This window comes from Pseudomonas sp. FP1742 (genome assembly GCF_030687145.1).
GTDB lineage: Bacteria > Pseudomonadota > Gammaproteobacteria > Pseudomonadales > Pseudomonadaceae > Aquipseudomonas > Aquipseudomonas frederiksbergensis_D.
This window is the reverse complement of sequence record NZ_CP117460.1, coordinates 2,172,780-2,189,830: the sequence shown is the minus strand read 5'-3', so window position 1 is coordinate 2,189,830 and position 17,051 is coordinate 2,172,780. Positions and strand designations below refer to the sequence as shown.

Annotated in this window: 12 protein-coding genes; 4 read left to right on the top strand and 8 right to left on the bottom strand. The window is 60.5% G+C overall.

All coding sequences use genetic code 11. The annotated features are described in order from the left end of the window. Positions 1-39: 39 nt before the first annotated feature. The gene (locus tag PSH64_RS09690) at positions 40-1,119 is read right to left on the bottom strand and encodes an SRPBCC family protein (protein ID WP_305480545.1); all 1,080 of its coding nucleotides are present in this window, start codon (positions 1,117-1,119) and stop codon (positions 40-42) included. A 331-nt stretch (positions 1,120-1,450) separates the two neighbouring features. Between PSH64_RS09690 and PSH64_RS09685 the strand changes: the two genes are divergently transcribed. Then, a complete protein-coding gene (locus tag PSH64_RS09685) occupies positions 1,451-2,602 on the top strand; it encodes an MFS transporter (RefSeq protein WP_305480544.1) in 1,152 nt (383 codons plus the stop codon). 111 nt (positions 2,603-2,713) lie between these two features. Here the strand turns inward: PSH64_RS09685 and PSH64_RS09680 are convergent, their stop codons facing one another. The 3 genes from PSH64_RS09680 to PSH64_RS09670 all read right to left on the bottom strand — a co-directional run bounded on the left by PSH64_RS09680 (position 2,714) and on the right by PSH64_RS09670 (position 6,768). Further along, on the bottom strand, positions 2,714-5,137 hold the full coding sequence (locus PSH64_RS09680) for a TonB-dependent receptor (protein WP_305480543.1): 2,424 nt from the start codon (positions 5,135-5,137) through the stop codon (positions 2,714-2,716). Positions 5,138-5,234: 97 nt separating this feature from the next. Then, positions 5,235-6,209 (bottom strand): FecR family protein, encoded by a 975-nt coding sequence (locus PSH64_RS09675; protein ID WP_305480542.1) that lies wholly within the window; start codon positions 6,207-6,209, stop codon positions 5,235-5,237. Positions 6,210-6,267: 58 nt separating this feature from the next. Next, positions 6,268-6,768: a sigma-70 family RNA polymerase sigma factor gene (locus tag PSH64_RS09670; RefSeq protein WP_019579957.1), complete on the bottom strand. Its 501-nt coding sequence runs from the start codon at positions 6,766-6,768 to the stop codon at positions 6,268-6,270. A 174-nt stretch (positions 6,769-6,942) separates the two neighbouring features. Between PSH64_RS09670 and PSH64_RS09665 the strand changes: the two genes are divergently transcribed. Both PSH64_RS09665 and PSH64_RS09660 read left to right on the top strand, forming a co-directional pair. Next, positions 6,943-8,070 (top strand): HlyD family secretion protein, encoded by a 1,128-nt coding sequence (locus PSH64_RS09665; RefSeq protein ID WP_305480541.1) that lies wholly within the window; start codon positions 6,943-6,945, stop codon positions 8,068-8,070. Beyond that, positions 8,067-9,659, top strand: coding sequence for a DHA2 family efflux MFS transporter permease subunit (locus PSH64_RS09660; protein ID WP_305480540.1), 1,593 nt, complete (start codon positions 8,067-8,069; stop codon positions 9,657-9,659). Before PSH64_RS09665 ends, PSH64_RS09660 begins: the two co-directional genes overlap by 4 nt. Before the next feature lie 9 nt (positions 9,660-9,668). Here the strand turns inward: PSH64_RS09660 and PSH64_RS09655 are convergent, their stop codons facing one another. The 3 genes from PSH64_RS09655 to PSH64_RS09645 form a co-directional block, all read right to left on the bottom strand. Next, the gene (locus PSH64_RS09655) at positions 9,669-10,109 is read right to left on the bottom strand and encodes a carboxymuconolactone decarboxylase family protein (RefSeq protein WP_305480539.1); all 441 of its coding nucleotides are present in this window, start codon (positions 10,107-10,109) and stop codon (positions 9,669-9,671) included. Positions 10,110-10,350: 241 nt separating this feature from the next. Then, a complete protein-coding gene (locus PSH64_RS09650; protein WP_305480538.1) occupies positions 10,351-11,796 on the bottom strand; it encodes a mechanosensitive ion channel domain-containing protein in 1,446 nt (481 codons plus the stop codon). A 135-nt stretch (positions 11,797-11,931) separates the two neighbouring features. Continuing rightward, entirely contained in the window at positions 11,932-12,798 is an 867-nt protein-coding gene (locus tag PSH64_RS09645; protein WP_105344242.1) for a pirin family protein, read from the bottom strand. 243 nt (positions 12,799-13,041) lie between these two features. On the opposite strand from PSH64_RS09645, the gene dkgB reads away from it, so the two are divergent. Then, a complete protein-coding gene (gene dkgB / locus PSH64_RS09640) occupies positions 13,042-13,845 on the top strand; it encodes a 2,5-didehydrogluconate reductase DkgB (RefSeq protein ID WP_305480537.1) in 804 nt (267 codons plus the stop codon). Between the two features lie 3 nt (positions 13,846-13,848). Here dkgB and PSH64_RS09635 read toward each other — a convergent pair whose 3' ends face one another. Further along, positions 13,849-17,043 (bottom strand): transporter substrate-binding domain-containing protein, encoded by a 3,195-nt coding sequence (locus PSH64_RS09635; RefSeq protein ID WP_305481129.1) that lies wholly within the window; start codon positions 17,041-17,043, stop codon positions 13,849-13,851. Positions 17,044-17,051 lie beyond the last annotated feature (8 nt).

Here is a 17,051-nt window from a genome sequence, read left to right as displayed (position 1 = left end):
CTGACAAGAAAAACAACACCTGTCGAAACCTGGCTAAGGTCAGATCGACGTTCGAACCATCAATACGCCATCTCCGTGCAAGGACTGCTGGATCGCCCGATGAAAATGCCGGAGGGCAGGTTCGTTCCTGCCGAAAGTCAGGTGTTGCTGTGCGCCAGAGTGAAACCCCTGTTGTATCTGTTCGCTGACCTTGAAGTCCTCCTCAACGACCGTTTCAAGGAGCAAGGCCATGTTTTTATCCCAATGTGCACGCTCCCGGGTCGAGGTCGCGGCATGTCGCGTATAAAGAGCGACTTCGGCCAGACATTGGCCAGGCTTGTCCGGCACTGGATACACCCGCCAGACCTCCAGGTGATCGCCCTGCCAGAGCAAGAGTGTGTTGGGGAACAACAGATAAATGACCAGGGAGTGCTTGAGCAAATCCCACTTTTCCTGCGGTTGGTCACGCAAGGTCAACAGTGATCGGCGCGGCATGATCAGCCGGGCATCGTGGCCAAACGGTTCAAACTGACTGATGGCCGGAAGGAAAATCGACAATACCGTCTGGCGATGCAAAAACGGGAAATGCCAATTTTCAAGAAAGGTTTCAATCACGATCTTCCAGTTGAATGACTTGCGCAGGAGTCGCGTTTCGTAATGAGAAAAGCTCTGGAAGCCATAATGGCCAATTTCATCCGCAAGCGCGCCTGACAGGCACGGAGATGCAATACGTTGACCGGGTACGGGATGCACCCAGATCAGACCGTCCTGTTCAAGCACCGAAAGGCGCACCAGATTACGCTCGGCGCACTGCAGGCCCTGGAAACTGTCGTTTGGCAGCAACTGCCTGAGTCTGCCGTGCAGGTCGTAGACCCAGCCGTGGTAAGGGCATGACAAGGTGGCCTTCAACGTACCTCGCCCATCGAGCAACCGGGCACCGCGATGTCGGCAGACGTTGATGAAGGCACTCAGCCCTCCTTCGGATGTTCGCACAATAGCGATGGGCACCCCGCTCAGATCATCGGTGAGGTAATCGCCAGGCCCGGCCAATTGGCAGCTCAGTCCAATCATCAAGGCGCTTGAACGAAACAAGCGGGCTTGCTCCAGTTCCAAATGTTCTGGGCAGGTGTAGGACGACACTGGATTCAGGAAAATCGATTCGGCCAGACTGGTGCTGCCCTGTTCCAGCAAATCCAGGATTTTTCGTGTGAGTGAAACTTGTGTGTGATGATCCATCATCGCCTCCGAACGCTGATCAGGCAGAGACACAGCGGGAGTCTTTGCAGTGTGAAGCAGCCTCCGTTTTAGGCGCAATTTCCAACGCCGTAAACTGTAATAACTAACAGGTCCAATGGCTTTTCAATGCCCCCGACAGGACCGAATCGAGAACATCGAGGTCGCTGCACTGCCATTGATATGCAACGATGTTGCCCTGCCTGTCGTCAGCAACCCGCAACACCAAGGACTTTTCATGACTGCCTTCAATACTCCCGCGCCCGTCGTCCCCGGACGTCTGGAACAGATGTCCACGCGCATCGCCTTCTTCATCGCCGGGTTCGGCATCGCGGCCTGGGCGCCGCTGGTGCCTTATGCCAAGGCGCGGGCCGGGCTGGATGAAGGCACCCTCGGGCTGTTGCTGTTGTGCCTGGGCGTGGGTTCGATTCTGGCGATGCCGATGGCCGGGATTCTGGCGACGCGCTTCGGCTGCCGCCGGGTGTTGAGCGGCGGCACCTTGTTGATCTGCGCGGCGCTGCCGCTGTTGGCGACGGTGTCTTCGATTCCGGCGTTGATCGCGGCGTTGTTCATGTTCGGCGCCGGCCTGGGCACGGTGGATTCGACGGTGAACCTGCAAGCGGTGATCGTCGAGCGGGCCAGCGGCAAGACCATGATGTCGGGTTTTCATGGGCTGTTCAGCCTCGGCGGGATCGTCGGCGCGGCGGGTGTCAGCGGCCTGCTCGGTCTGGGTTTTTCGCCGCTGGGGGCGATGTGCGTGGTGATCGTGGTGCTGGTGCTGGCATTGCTTAAAGCCGCTCCGCACCTGTTGCCTTACGGCAGTGAAAGCTCCGGCCCGGCGTTTGCCGTGCCCCATGGCATCGTGCTGTTTATCGGCGGGATGTGCTTCATCGTGTTCCTGGCTGAAGGCGCGGCGCTCGACTGGAGCGCGGTGTTCCTGGCGCAGGAGCGCGGCATCGACACGGCGTATGCAGGCCTGGGTTATGCGGCGTTTGCGCTGACCATGACGCTCGGGCGCTTGACCGGCGACAGGATTGTTCGGCGTCTTGGTTATACGCGAGTGATTGTGTTCGGTGGCTTGATGGCCGCATCGGGCCTGGCGCTGGCGACATTCGCACCGGCATGGGAAGCGGCGCTGGTGGGTTATGCGTTGTTGGGGGCTGGCTGTTCGAACATTGTGCCGGTGCTCTATACCGCTGTCGGCAAACAGACCGTCATGCCCGAAAGCATTGCCGTGCCGGCTATTACCACATTGGGCTATGCCGGGATTCTCGCCGGGCCGGCGGTGATCGGCTTTATCGCCCATGGCAGCAGTTTGAGTTTTGCCTTTGGGTTGATGGCGGTGTTGCTGGTGGCGGTGGCGATTGGTGGCAAGGTGTTGAAGGTTTAAAAGCTTCGCGGGCAAGCCCGCTCCCACAGGATCGTTGGCGTACACAAAATCTGTGTTCACTGAAGATCCATGTGGGAGCGGGCTTGCCCGCGATAAAGTTAACTCGGTCGATCAGAACCCAACGCTGGCCTGCACAAAGAACGTGCGTGGCGCGCCGACGTACATCCCCGAGTTGTTGTCGCTGGAACGGGTGAAATACTGCTTGTCGAAAATGTTTTTCACCCCGGCGCCAACTTTCAGGTTCGACAGCTGCGAACCGAAGTCATAACCGCCGCGCACGTTCCAGGTCACGTAACCCGGAATATCGCCGTACTGACCGTCTGCGGAACCTTCGGTGATGTAGTTGCCGCTGAAGCTGCCATCGGCATTCACACCGGTCCCCGGCGAACGCTGTTTGGACTGGGCAAAGGCATCGAGGTTGTAGGTCCAGCGGTTGATGTCGTAACGCAGCCCGGCGGTGGCCACCTGACGCGAGTAGAACGGCAGATCACGGCCCTTGAAGCCCGGGATCTCGCCTTCGTAGGTGGCGCGGGTGTAGGTGAAACCGGCGTTGGCGGTCAGGCCGTCAAGCATCGGGTTGAGCGCCGACAGGTCGTAATGCACCGACGCTTCAAGGCCCTGGTGCTTGGTGGCGCCAAGGTTGGTCCAGCCCACGTCGTTGCTGATGTATTGCAGTTCGTCATCGAAGTCGATGTAGAACAGCGTCACTTCCCCGCCCCACACGTCATCGTTGTAGCGCGTACCGAGCTCGTAGGTCTTGGCCTTTTCCGGGCTCAAGCCATTGGCGGTGTTGTCACCCGAACCACCCTGGCCGAGCTGGAAATATTGCAGGCTGCCGAACGAGGTTTCGTAGTTGGCGAACAGTTTCCAGGCCTCGGACAGGTGATACATCACGCTCAGGGCCGGCAGCGGCTCGTTGCTGTCGATGCTGCGGCGTTTTTCCTGTACAGGTTTGCCGGCGGTGTCGAGCACCGGTCTGTCGTGCCATTCGGTGCTGATGCTTTCAAAACGGATGCCGGGGGTCACGGTCCAGTTGCCGACGTCGATCTTGTCATCGAGGTAAACGGCGTGGGCTTCGGTGCCCCCGGTGCGGTCCTGGAACACATGACCATCGGAAGTTTTGCTGACCACCGGCTGATTGTTCACCAGTGCCAGACGGCTCGACTCTTCGTGCATGCCTTCTTTGAGGTAGCGATAACCGACGCTGGCTTCCTGCGTGGTCGGGCCCAGGTCGAACACATGGGACACCCGCGGTTCGATACCGAAGGTGTAGTACGTGCGTGGATAAGAGCTGAGGGTTTTCTGGTCGCGCGCGGCGATGGTGCTGCCACGGAAGCTGTCGGAATAGTAGGTCAGCACTTCGGCCTGGGTACGGTCGTCGATCTGCCGCGCCCACTTGAACGACACGTCCTTGCGGCGGCCGCTGAAGTTGTCATGGTCGCGGTCGGACTGGAACGGATCGGCGTCGTACTGCTTCTGCGTCAGGCCGCCGGGCATGTCGGCGCTGGCATCGTAGTAATGGAAGTTGAGGCTGAAATCGTCCTGATCAGTGGGCGCCCAGTGAGTCTTGAGGATCACGTCGTCGATGTCATTGCCGTTGTTGCTTTTGCGATAACCGTTGCCGTTCACCCCGGAATACAACAGCGCCACGCCCATGCCGTTATCAGCAGTGCCGCCGAGAAACGCGGTGTCGATGTGTTTCCAGCCACCGCGCTGGGTGGTTTCCAGGGTGGTGCCGATTTCACCGGTGGCTTTCTCCGGAATCGCGCGGGTGACGAAGTTGATCACGCCACCGACGTTCTGCGGCCCATAACGCACCGAACCGGCACCGCGCACCACATCGATGCTGTCGAGGTTGCCGGAGGAAATCGGCGCCATCGACAGCTGTGGCTGGCCGTAAGGGGCGAAGGCAGCCGGCACGCCGTCGATCAGCACGGTGGAGCGTGGCGACAGGCGCGAGGTCAGGCCGCGCACGCCGACGTTCAGGGAAATGTCGCTGCCGCCGGTGCCGTTGGCGTCCTGCACTTGCACGCCGGGTACACGCCGCAATACGTCGCCGACGTTCATGGCGCCCTGCTCGACCATCGCTTCACGGCGAATCACCGTGCGCGCGCCAGGATGGTTTTGCACCACGGCGGCATCGGCGTCACCGAGCCAGTCACCAACTACCTTGATGTCGGTCACACCCAGTTCCAGCGGGCCATTTGAGGCGGAAGTCGGTGCCGGCGTCAGCGTGACCGAACCTTCATCGATCTGGTATTGCAGACCGCTGCCTTGCAGCAATTGGCGCAAAGCCTGTTCCGGCGAGAGGTTACCGTCCACTGCCGGGGCCTGTTTGCCGGCCACCAGTTCCGGGCTGAAAAAAACCTGCAGCGAGGTTTGCTGGCCCAACTGACTCAAGGCCTGGCCCAATGGCTGCGCCTGAATATGAATGGCGTCGGCGGCGAATGCCTGAGGCAGCGCCGAGCTGACCGCCAGGGCGAGCGCGAGGGGCAGCCAGGATGATTTGTTATTTTTAGCGGTGGTTTTCTTCACGTCGAACGTTGTCCTGTGGATCGCAAGAGTGTGCGTCTGTTAATGCAAACCAGTTGCAGTTGGACAAGAAGACGAAGAACTCGAAAAAAACCTGAATCTATCGGGCAACTATTTCCTGGCTGCCGTCATCGAGGGTGCGGATGGCCACCGGCAGAATGCTCGGCAAGGCCTTGAGCAGCGCGTCGGTGTTGTCGGATTTGAACACGCTGGTCAGGCGCAGGTTGCCCACGTTGGCGCTGCCGACCGTCAGCGGTTTCTCCCGATAGCGCGACACTTCCTCGGCCACATCGCTGAGGCTGGCGTTGTTGAACACCAGTTTGCCGCTGCGCCATGCGGTCAGTTCCGCCGGGTTGACCGCATAGGCGGCGGCCACCTTGCCCTGGGCATTGATGCGAGTGCCGAAGCCGGCGGTGAGGCTGACGAAATCATCGCCGCCCCCTTGAACCCTGACCGTGCCCTGCTCCACCGCGACCCTGGTTTCGGCGCTGTCGCGGCGCACATCGAACCGGGTGCCGGTGACCGTGACCTTGCCGCTGCCCGCCTCGACCACGAACGGTCGACTGCTGTCGTGCTCGACGCTGAACATCGCCTCGCCTTGCGTCAACTCGATGCCGCGACGATCCTTTTCATAGCGCACCTGCACCCGGCTGCGGCTGTTCAGGTCGATCACCGAACCGTCCGGCAACGCCACATGACGACGCTCGCCAAGGGCCGTGGAATATTCAGCCGTGTAGGTCGCCGGAGGGTTCAAGCCGCTGAACAGCCCCAGGCCGAGCGCCACCGCCAACACGCTGGCGGCTACCGCGTAACGCACCAGCGGACGACGTTTACGGAGTGCCACCGGGGTTTCACACAAGGCGTGCAGGCGCTTGGCCGGCAATCGATCGGCCGCCGCCCACAGGTTCTGCAGTATCTGATATTCGTTGCGATGCTGAGGATGTTCGTCCAGCCAGATCTCGAAGCGGCGCTGCTCTTCGGCGCTGACGGCAGGTTCCTGCAAACGCACAAACCACCGCGCCGCGTCGTCGCGAACCGTTGTTTGCCCGCACGCACAATCACGAGTATCCATCATGGAAAGTCCTGCTTGGCTGGGGATGAGAAGCCGGCGATCTGTTCGGGACGACGCAACATCATGGCTGTGACCCGTCCAGACGATCACGCAGATGCCGCAGGGTGCGGATCATATACTTTTCCACCATGTTCCTGGACAGCCCCAGTCGCTCGGCGATTTCGGCCTGGGTCAGGCCTTCGATCTTCTGCCAGACGAACACTTTGCGGCAGTTGAGCGGCAACTCGGTGAGCGCCCGTTCGATGGAATCGGCCAACTGGATCGCGTGCATGAAATGCTCCGGGTCGCCGGACGACGACACACTGTGATCGATCGCCTCCGACTCCATGGCGCCCCGCCGATCCTCACGCCGATAACCGTCCACCGCAATGTTGCGCGCAGTCTGGTGCAAATACGCCCGAGGTTGCTGCACCGCCGCCGAATCGGACTCGAGCACCCGCACGAAGGTGTCATGGGCCAGGTCCTCGGCCTGCTGACGATTTCGCAGGCGACGGGTCCAGGTGCCGATCAACTCTTCGTAATGCTCGAAAAAGCCGGGTCTGCGGGGCAGTTTGGGGGTCATTGCGGCGTGCTGTAGGGATAAGGTGCGAATAGTAATGCTTCCTATTAACTGGAAGCAATGGATTCCACTTGGGAGGAGCACCAGACGACCGGTAACAAAAACCCATTGTCACAAAATATTACCTGCGTCATATTACACGCATAATAAAGCCTCGTTTCCCATAGGTATTTCTCCATGACCAGCATGCCCAGCCTCGAACCCGACCTTGCCGTCGCAGCGACCCCACCCAAGCCTCCCCTGCTGAGACGGCTGGTGCTGCTGACGGCAACCATCGCTGCCCTGATGTTTATCGGGCTGTACGCGAACCATTGGTGGACTGCCGGACGCTTCATCGAAGAAACCGACGATGCCTACATTGGTGGCGACGTCACGGTGATCGGCCCGAAGGTTGCCGGCTATATCGAAGAAGTGCTGGTGACCGACAACCAGAGGGTCAAGGCCGGCGATGTGCTGATCCGGCTCGACGCCCGTGACTATCGCGCCAACCTGGCCAAGGCCGAAGGCGCGGTGGCCGCTGAAGAAGCGTTGCTCGCCAACCTCGACGCCACCGAACAACTGCAACACGCGGTGATCGGCCAGGCCCGCGCCGGTATCGATGCCGCGGGCGCCGAAACCGCGCGCTCGCGGGACGATAACGCCCGCTACAAACGCCTGGTGGGCAGCAATGCCGTCTCGGTGGAAAGCGCGCAACGGGCCGACGCCACCTTCAAGACGGCCCAGGCGCAGAGTGCCCGGGCCCAGGCCGAACTGCTGGCCGCGCAACGCCAGTTGAACGTGATCGAAACCCAGAAACAACAAGCCCGTGCCGCATTGGTACAGGCGCGGGCCGAGCGTGATCTGGCGCAGTTGAACGTCGGCTACACCGAGTTGAAAGCCCCCGTCGATGGCGTGATCGGCAATCGTCGGGCGCGGGTCGGCGCTTACGCCCAGGCCGGTTCGCAGTTGTTATCGGTGGTGCCGGCCAGCGGGCTGTGGGTCGATGCCAATTTCAAGGAGGATCAGCTAGCGCGGATGACGCCGGGCCAACGTGTGATCGTGCATGCCGACGTGCTCAAGGGGCGTGAATTCCACGGGCATCTGGACAGCCTGGCGCCGGCCAGCGGTTCGCAGTTCAGCGTGCTGCCACCGGAAAACGCCACCGGTAACTTCACCAAAATCGTCCAGCGGGTGCCGGTGCGGATCCTGCTCGACCCGGCGGATGGCGTACTCGGTCATCTGCGTCCAGGCCTGTCGGTGACGGCCGAAGTGGACACCCGCGCCGAGCCTGAAGCACAAACCCCAACCGTGGCCAGCGCGCCATGAGCCGCGCCCTCGCCGCCCCCGCGCAACCGTTCAACGCCGCCAACATGGCGACGGCGACCAAGGTGTTCGCCTTCGCCACGATGTGCATCGGCATGTTCATTGCGCTGCTGGATATCCAGATCGTCTCGGCGTCGCTGCGTGACATCGGCGGCGGGCTCTCGGCCGGCACCGACGAAACCGCCTGGGTGCAGACCAGTTACCTGATCGCCGAAATCATCGTGATTCCGCTGTCGGGCTGGTTGTCCCGGGTGTTCTCGACCCGTTGGCTGTTCTGCGCCTCGGCGATTGGCTTCACCCTGGCCAGCCTGCTCTGCGGCGTGGCCTGGAACATCCAGAGCATGATCGCCTTCCGCGCCCTGCAAGGGTTTCTCGGTGGCTCGATGATCCCGTTGGTGTTCACCACCGCGTTCTTTTTCTTCACCGGCAAGCAACGGGTGATCGCCGCCGCGACCATCGGCGCCGTGGCCTCGCTGGCACCGACGCTGGGGCCGGTCATCGGTGGCTGGATCACTGACATTTCGTCCTGGCACTGGCTGTTCTACATCAACTTGGTGCCGGGGATTTTCGTCGCGGTGGCGGTGCCAATGCTGGTGAAAATCGACCAACCGGAACTGTCGTTGCTCAAAGGCGCCGACTACCTGAGCATGCTGTTCCTGGCGGTGTTTCTCGGCTGCCTGGAGTACACCCTCGAAGAAGGCCCGCGCTGGAACTGGTTCAGCGACAGCACGATTCTGACCACCGCGTGGGTCAGCGGCCTGGCCGGACTGGCCTTCATCGGTCGAACCTTGCATGTGGCCAACCCGATCGTCGATCTGCGCGCCTTGAAGGACCGCAACTTCGCCCTCGGCTGCTTTTTTTCGTTCGTCACCGGGATCGGCCTGTTCGCGACGATTTACCTGACGCCGCTGTTTCTCGGCCGGGTGCGTGGCTACAGCGCACTGGACATTGGCCTGGCGGTGTTTTCCACCGGGGTATTCCAGATTATGGCGATTCCGCTGTACGCCTTTCTGGCCAATCGCATCGACCTGCGCTGGATCATGATGACCGGCCTGGGGCTGTTCGCTCTGTCGATGTGGGATTTCAGCCCGATCACCCATGACTGGGGCGCCAGGGAATTGATGCTGCCGCAAGCCTTGCGCGGGATCGCGCAGCAACTGGCGGTGCCGCCAGCGGTGACCCTGACCCTGGGGGGACTGGCGCCAGCGCGGCTTAAACATGCTTCGGGGTTGTTCAACCTGATGCGCAACCTTGGCGGTGCGATGGGCATCGCCGCCTGCGCGACGATTCTCAATGACCGCACCAACCTGCACTTCACCCGGTTGGCGGAGAATCTCAACAGCACCAACGAGGCGTTGAATCAGTGGCTGTCCCAGGTCGGCCATAACTTCGCCGCCCTCGGCCAGAGCGGTGACATCGGCGTCACCGCCAGCCTGCGTCAGCTGTGGCTGCTGACGTACCGCGAAGCGCAGACGCAAACCTACGGCGACGCGTTCCTGATGATCATGGTCTGCTTCATTCTCGCCACGGCGATGGTGCCCTTGATGCGCAAGGTACAACCACCGGCCGCGCCGAGTGCCGATGCTCATTGAGCCAGCTTGTTACTCCTGAGGCATCTTGCGGAAACCCACGGCCAGGCGGTTCCAGCTGTTGATGGTGGAAATCGCCACGGTCAGGTCGATCATTTCCTTGGGGCTGAACTCGGCGCTGAGCTGCGCATAGTCTTCGTCCGGCGCGTGGGTCAAGCTCAGTTGGGTCAAGGACTCGGTCCAGGCCAGCGCGGCGCGCTCACGATTGGTGAAGAACGGCGCCTCGCGCCAGGCTGTCACGGCGAACAACCGGCGTGGCGTTTCCCCGTCCTTGATGGCATCGGCAGTGTGCATGTCGATGCAGAAGGCGCAGCCGTTGATCTGCGAGGCGCGCAGCTTGACCAGTTCGATCAGCGACTTTTCCAGCGGCAGTTTCGAGACAGCGGTTTCCAGGGCCATCATGGCTTTGAGGGCGTCCGGGGAAGCGGTGTAGAAATCGATACGGGTTTGCATGGCGAGCTCCAATCACAGTGGGTGTTGGCGCTACGTTAATGCGGCCCCGAGGTTGAACAAATAGCCAATTATTGGGAAGTTGAGGATGCCAATAGACCAGAAGAATTTCAGTGATGGTGCCGCCTTCGCGAGCAAGCCCGCTCCCACATATGATCTTTGCCGAACACAGAACTTGTGTTTCTGAAGATCTAATGTGGGAGCGGGCTTGCTCGCGAAGAGGCCGGAACAGGCAACCAACACATCAGCCGCTACGCTTGCGCAACCACTGCAAAAACCCTTTCTTCTGCACCACCTTGGGTGTTTCCTGAATCAGCGCCTGCGCCTTGTTCAAGCGGAAATCCAGTAACGCCTTCATCGCTTCGCCAATGTCATGCCGCGCATCCAGGCATGGTTGGAGGTATTCCTTTTCGATCCGGTACAAGCTGCAGGTCGTCTTGGCTTTAAAGTCCGCCGGCATCGCCATATCGGACAAAATCCCGCCCTCGCCGATCACCTCTCCCGGCCCCATGCGCCCGCTTTCGATCTTGACCCCGCCGCGGCTCAGCTCCACCGACACGACGCCGGATTCGATAATGAACAAATGATCGCTGACCTCCCCCGCCGGCAGGATCATTTCTCCGGCGCGGAAGGTTTGCAGTTTCATGTTCTGGCTGAAGGTTTCTTTCTCTTCCTGACGCAGGGTCGAGAAGATGCTCGAGCTGTCCAGCAACGCCCGTTGCCGTGACAAGGCCGCAGGAGCGTTGGGCTCGACGTTCGACAACAGGATGACGCCGGACGCCTGCAAGTGCCGGAACGCCAGGTCGAACAGCAGATTGCGCACCATGCGCTTCTGATCCATGGAGACCACGAAGCCGCTGATTTCATATTCCACGCCGGTGCTGCCGGAGCTTTTCAACGCCACGCACGGTGCCGGTTGGTCCAACAGAAAGCGGCACCCCTGCATGGCCCGCTCCAGGGCATCGATCACCGTTTGCGGACGCGCATGGGGGCTCACTTGCAAACTGATCGAGACGCCGAAAATGTCGCTGGGCCGGCTGAAATTGATGATCTTGGCCTTGGCCGCCAGGGAGTTGGGGATTACCGCCATGCTGCCTTGGGAGGTTTGCAGGCGTGTGGCGCGCCAATCGATGTCGGTGACCCGACCTTCGGTGCCATCGATGGAGATCCAGTCACCCAGTTGATAGGGTTTGGTGGTGTTCAGGACGATCCCGGAAAACACGTCGCTGAGGGTACTTTGCAAGGCCAGGCCGACGACGATCGCCAACGCGCCGGATGTCGCCAGCACGCCCTTGACCGGCAATTCGAGCACGTACGCCAGGGCAGCAATGACCGCGATCAGGAAAATCACCGCGCCGAGCAAGTCCTGCAACAAGCGCCCGGTGTGCCCGACCCGTTGCATCATCACCGCGCCGAGCAATACCGTCAGGGTGCGCGCCGCGTATAGCCACCAGCCGATCTGCAAACCGGTTGCCGCCAGGTGCAACGGCACGTTGTCGGCCCATGGCGCCGGCGCCATGGGGTTCAAGCCTTCGTTGAACAGCAGCACGCTGAACAACGCGAAAATCACCACTCGCGCGGCCAGTTTCCAGTTGCTGCTACTGGCCGTGATCAAACGCCACAACACCAGATCGATCAGGATCAGGATCAGCGCGCTAAGCAACGGGTGATTGGTGAGCAGTGACAGCATCAAGCAACTCCAACAAAGGCCAATGGCGTGAAGATCTCACAGATTGTAGGAGCTGGCGAAGCCTGCGATCTGCAAAACACCACAAAACCAATGTGGGAGTACCAGGTTGCAGAGCAACCCACTACTGCGTTGAATTCAACCGCTCATCCGGCCGAACCGGCCCGACTGGAAGTCGCTGAAGGCCTGATGGATTTCCTGCTCGGTGTTCATTACAAACGGGCCGTGGCCGACGATGGGCTCGTCGATCGGCTCGCCACTGAGCAGCAGCACGACTGCATCGTTGTCGGCTTCGAGGCTGAGCTGATCACCGTTGCGTTCGAACAATGCCAACTGCCCGTCACGCACCAGTTCCTGACCATTGACCTGAACCGTACCGCGCAGCACCACCAGTGCGGTGTTGCGTCCTTCATGCAGATCCAGGGTCAGCAACTTGCCGGCGTTCAAGCGCACATCCCACACGTCGATCGGCGTGAAGGTCCGCGCCGGGCCTTTGTGGCCGTCGAACTCACCGGAGATCAAGCGCAGGCTGCCGGCATTGTCTTTCAGCGGGATACGCGCAATGTCGCCGTCGAGAATCGTCTGGTAACCGGGCTCGGCCATCTTGTCCCTGGCCGGCAAGTTGACCCACAGCTGCACCATTTCCAGGGTGCCGCCGGTTTTGGCGAAACCTTCGGAGTGAAACTCCTCATGAATGATCCCCGAGGCCGCGGTCATCCATTGCACATCGCCGGGGCCGATCTTGCCGCCGCTGCCGGTGGAGTCACGGTGCTCCAGTTCGCCCTTGTAGACGATCGTCACGGTCTCGAACCCGCGGTGCGGATGCTGACCCACGCCACGACGCTCGGTGGTCGGAGTGAATTCGGCGGGACCTGCGTGATCCAGCAGCAGGAACGGGCTGATGTGTTTGCCCAGGTTGTCGTAGGAAAACAGCGTGCGAACCGGAAAACCGTCGCCGACCCAATGAGGTCGTGGACTGGTGTAGATACCGATGATGTTTTTCATCTTTGCCTCTGAATCTGTTGTGTGACGCGATGGATAAAGCTTAAAACCGTGACCTTTGGTGCACTAGACTGCAAAAATCAGCCTCATCGTTCTATCTGGAGAACGATGGAGGAAGATTTTTTGATCTTCCAACAGCCCATTCATGACTTGCGGTAAACAGTGCTTTGCCAAACCAGCGGTTTTTCTCAAGGGTGCAGCCGGGGATACTCCCGCCCATTCCCACTGCAACCCCTGGAGTCATTGATGTCTATTCCCGCATTCGGTCTTGGTACGTTTCGCCTGCAAGGCCAAGTGGTCATCGATTCGGTAAGCACCGGTCTTGAACTGGGTTACCGGGTCATCGACACCGCGCAAATCTACGAAAACGAAGCCGAGGTTGGCCAGGCTATCGCTGCCAGCGGCATTGCCCGTGAAGAGCTGTTCATCACCAGCAAAATCTGGGTCGCCAATTTTGCCAAAGACCGGTTGATCGACAGCCTCAAAGAGAGCCTGGATAAGCTGCAAACCGACTATCTGGACCTGACGCTGATCCACTGGCCATCGCCGGAAGATCAGGTGCCGGTCGAAGAGTTCATGGGGGCGCTGCTCGAGGCCAAACGACTGGGCCTGACCCGTCGGATCGGCGTGTCCAACTTCACGGTCGACCTGATGAAGCAAGCCATCGCTGCGGTCGGCGCCGAGAACATCGCCACCAACCAGATCGAGCTGCACCCGTACCTGCAAAACCGCAAGGTCGTCGAATTTGCGCAAAGCCAGGGCATCCAGATCACCTCTTACATGACCCTGGCCTATGGCGAAGTGCTGAAAGATCCGCTCATCCAGCAGATCGCCGATCGCCTGCAGGCAACACCGGCCCAAGTTACCCTGGCCTGGGCCATGCAACTGGGGTACGCGGTGATCCCCTCTTCCACCAAACGCGCCAACCTGCAAAGCAATCTGCAAGCCTGCGCCCTGACCCTGAGCGACGCCGACATGGCGCTGATCGCAGGCCTGGATCGCGGCCAGCGGCTGACCAGCCCCAACGGCATTGCACCACAGTGGGATTGAGTTTCAGCCTTGTTTCAAGTGTTCTTCCAGCGATGACATCGCGCGCTGCAATTGATCGACGGCTTCCTTGAGCAGCTCCGGATCTCCCCCGTTGATGACGAGCTCCAGCTGCTCGCAGCCCTCGATCAAACGCTGCGCCCGAACCATGCGCGCACCGCCCTTGATGCGGTGCGCCAGGTCGCGCAGCACACGGTGATTGCCATTGGCGTGCGCCTGGAGCAGATCATCCCGATCCACCCGGTTGGTCACCGTCAGTTCGCGCACTAGGCGATCAATCAACGTGCGGTCCGCACCGACGTATTGCTCCAGGCCACTCAAGTCCATCTCCGGCGTTGAGGGTTCTGCGACAGGTTCTGGCGCCTGGTTCAAAAACCTGGACGCCAGCCAAGCGTGCAAATCCGCCAGCAGGATGGGTTTGAACAAGCAATCGTCCATGCCCGCCTCCAGGCAGCGGGCCTTCTCCTCGGGCCGTGCATTGGCGGTAAACCCCAGAATCAACGTCGGCGGCAATCCCTGGGCGCGCTCCTCATCGCGTATTGCACCCGCCAGTTCATAACCGCTGAGTCTGGGCATATTGCAGTCGGTAACCACCAGATCGAACTCATGTTTGCGCCACAGCTTAAGCGCCCGTGCGCCCTCTTCGGCCTCCAGAACACAATGCCCCAAGTGGCTCAATTGCCGTGAAAGCAACAGTCGATTGGCCGGGTGATCATCGACCACCAGAATAGTCAGTGGCCGTGTCGGCGCCTGCAACCCGCTATCCACCCCGCCACTGGAAGGTAACGGTGACAAGGCGGTCAGCTCAAGGTCAATGTCCACTCGCGTGCCTTGTCCAAGGACGCTGTCGAGTTGCAACCGCCCGCCCATCATTTCGCACAGCGTGCGGCTGATCACCAACCCCAGGCCAGAGCCGCTTCGGGCTGACTGTCGGCCGTTATCGGCCTGGATGAACGGGCTGAACAACCGCCGTCGGTCGACGGTGCTGATGCCAATGCCGGTGTCTTCAATGTGCACGCTGACCGCCAGATGTCCTGACATGACGGCCGCCACTCGCAGCGTCAGGCTCACTTCACCCTCATGGGTGAACTTGATGGCATTGCTCAGCAGATTGGACAGCACCTGTTTGAAGCGGGTGGGATCGATCAACACATCACAGTCACTGTGTTCGTCCAGATAGATTCGCCACGCCAGCTCTTTCTGCCGCGCAAGGCCTTCGAAAACCCGACACACCGACTCCACCAGCCCCCGCAGATTGGCGCGCTCAGGGGTCAGGGATAAATGCCCTGACTCGATCCGCGCGATATCCAGAATGTCGCCGATCAGCGCCAGCAATTGTTGTGCGGCGCTGGACGCCACCTCAATGGCGCTACGGTCGGTGACGCCCTCGTCCGCACGCTTCAAGGCCAGTTCGAGCATGCCGATCAGGGCGTACAACGGTGTGCGTAGCTCGTGGCTCATGGTTGCCAGAAAAGTGGTTTTGGCGCCATTGGCATCCTCCGCCTCAGCCTTGGCGTCCTGCAATTGCCGCAACCATTGCTGGCGCTGGCGGATCTGCCGACGCTGCCAGGCGATCCAGCCCAAGGCGAGCAACAGCAAGGCTCCCGCCACGGCAAACGCTTGAACAATGCCTTGGCGATGACGCAACCAATAGCTGTCATCCACCACCACGTCATTGCTCCAGCGGGCCACCAGATCGTCCATCTCCTGGGGCGAGATGCTCAGCAATGCCTTGTTCAGTATCGAGTGCAGCTCCAGCGCATCACTTCCGGTCGCCAGAGCGATGCGTGCCGGTTCATCGCCCACGGTACTGCTGATGCGCAGACGCCCGCTGTAATACCGGGCAATCAGGTAGCGGGTCATGAACAATGAACTGAGCGCGGCATCGGCTTCCCCCTTCATGACCATTTCCAGGCCTTGGGCCGGGCTTTGCACATCCAGCATCCGCACCTGCGGTGCCCTGGCAAGAATGAATGCGCGCATGGGATGACTGTGATAAATCGCCAGGCGTTTGCCGGCCAGATCATCCAGAGTTCTCGGGCTGCCGGGGGTGACTGCACTGACCAGCGTGTATGGATTGGTGACGTAAGGGCTGGTAAAACGCAGCCCGGCCACACCTTCAGTCGTGGGGATGAGCGCCGGCAATATGTCGATCTCGCCAGCCTTGAGTCGCTGGATCTGCTCGTCCAGGGATTGGCCCCGCTGCACGTCAAAGTTCAAACCGCTACGCTGGCTGATCAGCGTCAACAATTGCGCGGTCAACCCGCTGAATCGCCTTTCGGCATCATAGAAAGTCAAAGGCGCAAAATCCCCGACCACTCCGACCCTCACCGTCGGATGCTGATCCCGCCAGTGCTGTTCACTGGCGCTCAGACTCACCCGCTGCAGACCCAGTCGATTGGCGCGGCCGGCACTCCATCGTTGCTCGATGGCAGAGCGTTGCTCCATCGGGATCGCCGCCAGTGCCTGGTCGACGATGTTTTTCAGGCGCGTATTGTCCCGCACCAATGCGAAACCGAACGGGTTGGCGTCAAGGCCGGATGGCCCCATCAACTGAACGTTATTGTGGTAGTTGTTGTTGATCAGGTAATTGGCACTGATAAGGTCGCCGAGATACACATCATCCTGCCTGTATGCCACGGCTCCGAGTGCATCGAGCGCCGACGGGTAACGTTGCAGATCAGCCTTGGGATAGAAGGCTTTGACGGTCTGCTCCGGCAGATAGTCGGCGACCATGGCGATGCGTTTACCCTCCAGATCCTCGGGCATGCGCTCGTCCAGTCTGGTGACCAGCATCGGCTGATCTTCGGCATAGGCGCTGGTTCGATTCAGTTCGGGATCGGCGGCCTCGAAGCTGTTGGAGGTTCCCAGCAGATCCAGGTCTTTGCGTTTGAGTGCCTCCATCGCCGACTCGCGTGTGCCATAGCGCAGCACCTCGACGTTGACGTGCAGCAGTTGCGCAAGCAACTCGACGTAATCGGCGGTAATGCCCTCCAGCTCATCGTGATTGCGCGTCAATTCGAAGGGCGGGTAGTCCGGCCCCGTTACTCCGACGCGCAACACCCTTTTGCTGACCAGCCAATTGCGATCATCCATACCCAGCTGGACGGCATAGCCCTCCACCGTGGAGCGCCCCAGCAGGCGCAATGGCTTAGGCTCGTCGGCTACCGCGACCAGGGCCTGCGATACAAGACATAGCATCAAGCCCC

Excerpts from the sequence above, each read along its gene's own strand:
- dkgB (WP_305480537.1), top strand. The coding sequence starts at position 13,042 with ATGTCTATTCCCGCATTCGGTCTTGGTACGTTTCGCCTGCAAGGCCAA.
- PSH64_RS09650 (WP_305480538.1), bottom strand. The coding sequence starts at position 11,796 with ATGCTGTCACTGCTCACCAATCACCCGTTGCTTAGCGCGCTGATCCTG.
- PSH64_RS09665 (WP_305480541.1), top strand. The coding sequence starts at position 6,943 with ATGACCAGCATGCCCAGCCTCGAACCCGACCTTGCCGTCGCAGCGACC.
- PSH64_RS09645 (WP_105344242.1), bottom strand. The coding sequence starts at position 12,798 with ATGAAAAACATCATCGGTATCTACACCAGTCCACGACCTCATTGGGTC.
- PSH64_RS09660 (WP_305480540.1), top strand. The coding sequence starts at position 8,067 with ATGAGCCGCGCCCTCGCCGCCCCCGCGCAACCGTTCAACGCCGCCAAC.
- PSH64_RS09635 (WP_305481129.1), bottom strand. The coding sequence starts at position 17,043 with ATGCTATGTCTTGTATCGCAGGCCCTGGTCGCGGTAGCCGACGAGCCT.
- PSH64_RS09685 (WP_305480544.1), top strand. The coding sequence starts at position 1,451 with ATGACTGCCTTCAATACTCCCGCGCCCGTCGTCCCCGGACGTCTGGAA.
- PSH64_RS09675 (WP_305480542.1), bottom strand. The coding sequence starts at position 6,209 with ATGATGGATACTCGTGATTGTGCGTGCGGGCAAACAACGGTTCGCGAC.
- PSH64_RS09655 (WP_305480539.1), bottom strand. The coding sequence starts at position 10,109 with ATGCAAACCCGTATCGATTTCTACACCGCTTCCCCGGACGCCCTCAAA.
- PSH64_RS09670 (WP_019579957.1), bottom strand. The coding sequence starts at position 6,768 with ATGACCCCCAAACTGCCCCGCAGACCCGGCTTTTTCGAGCATTACGAA.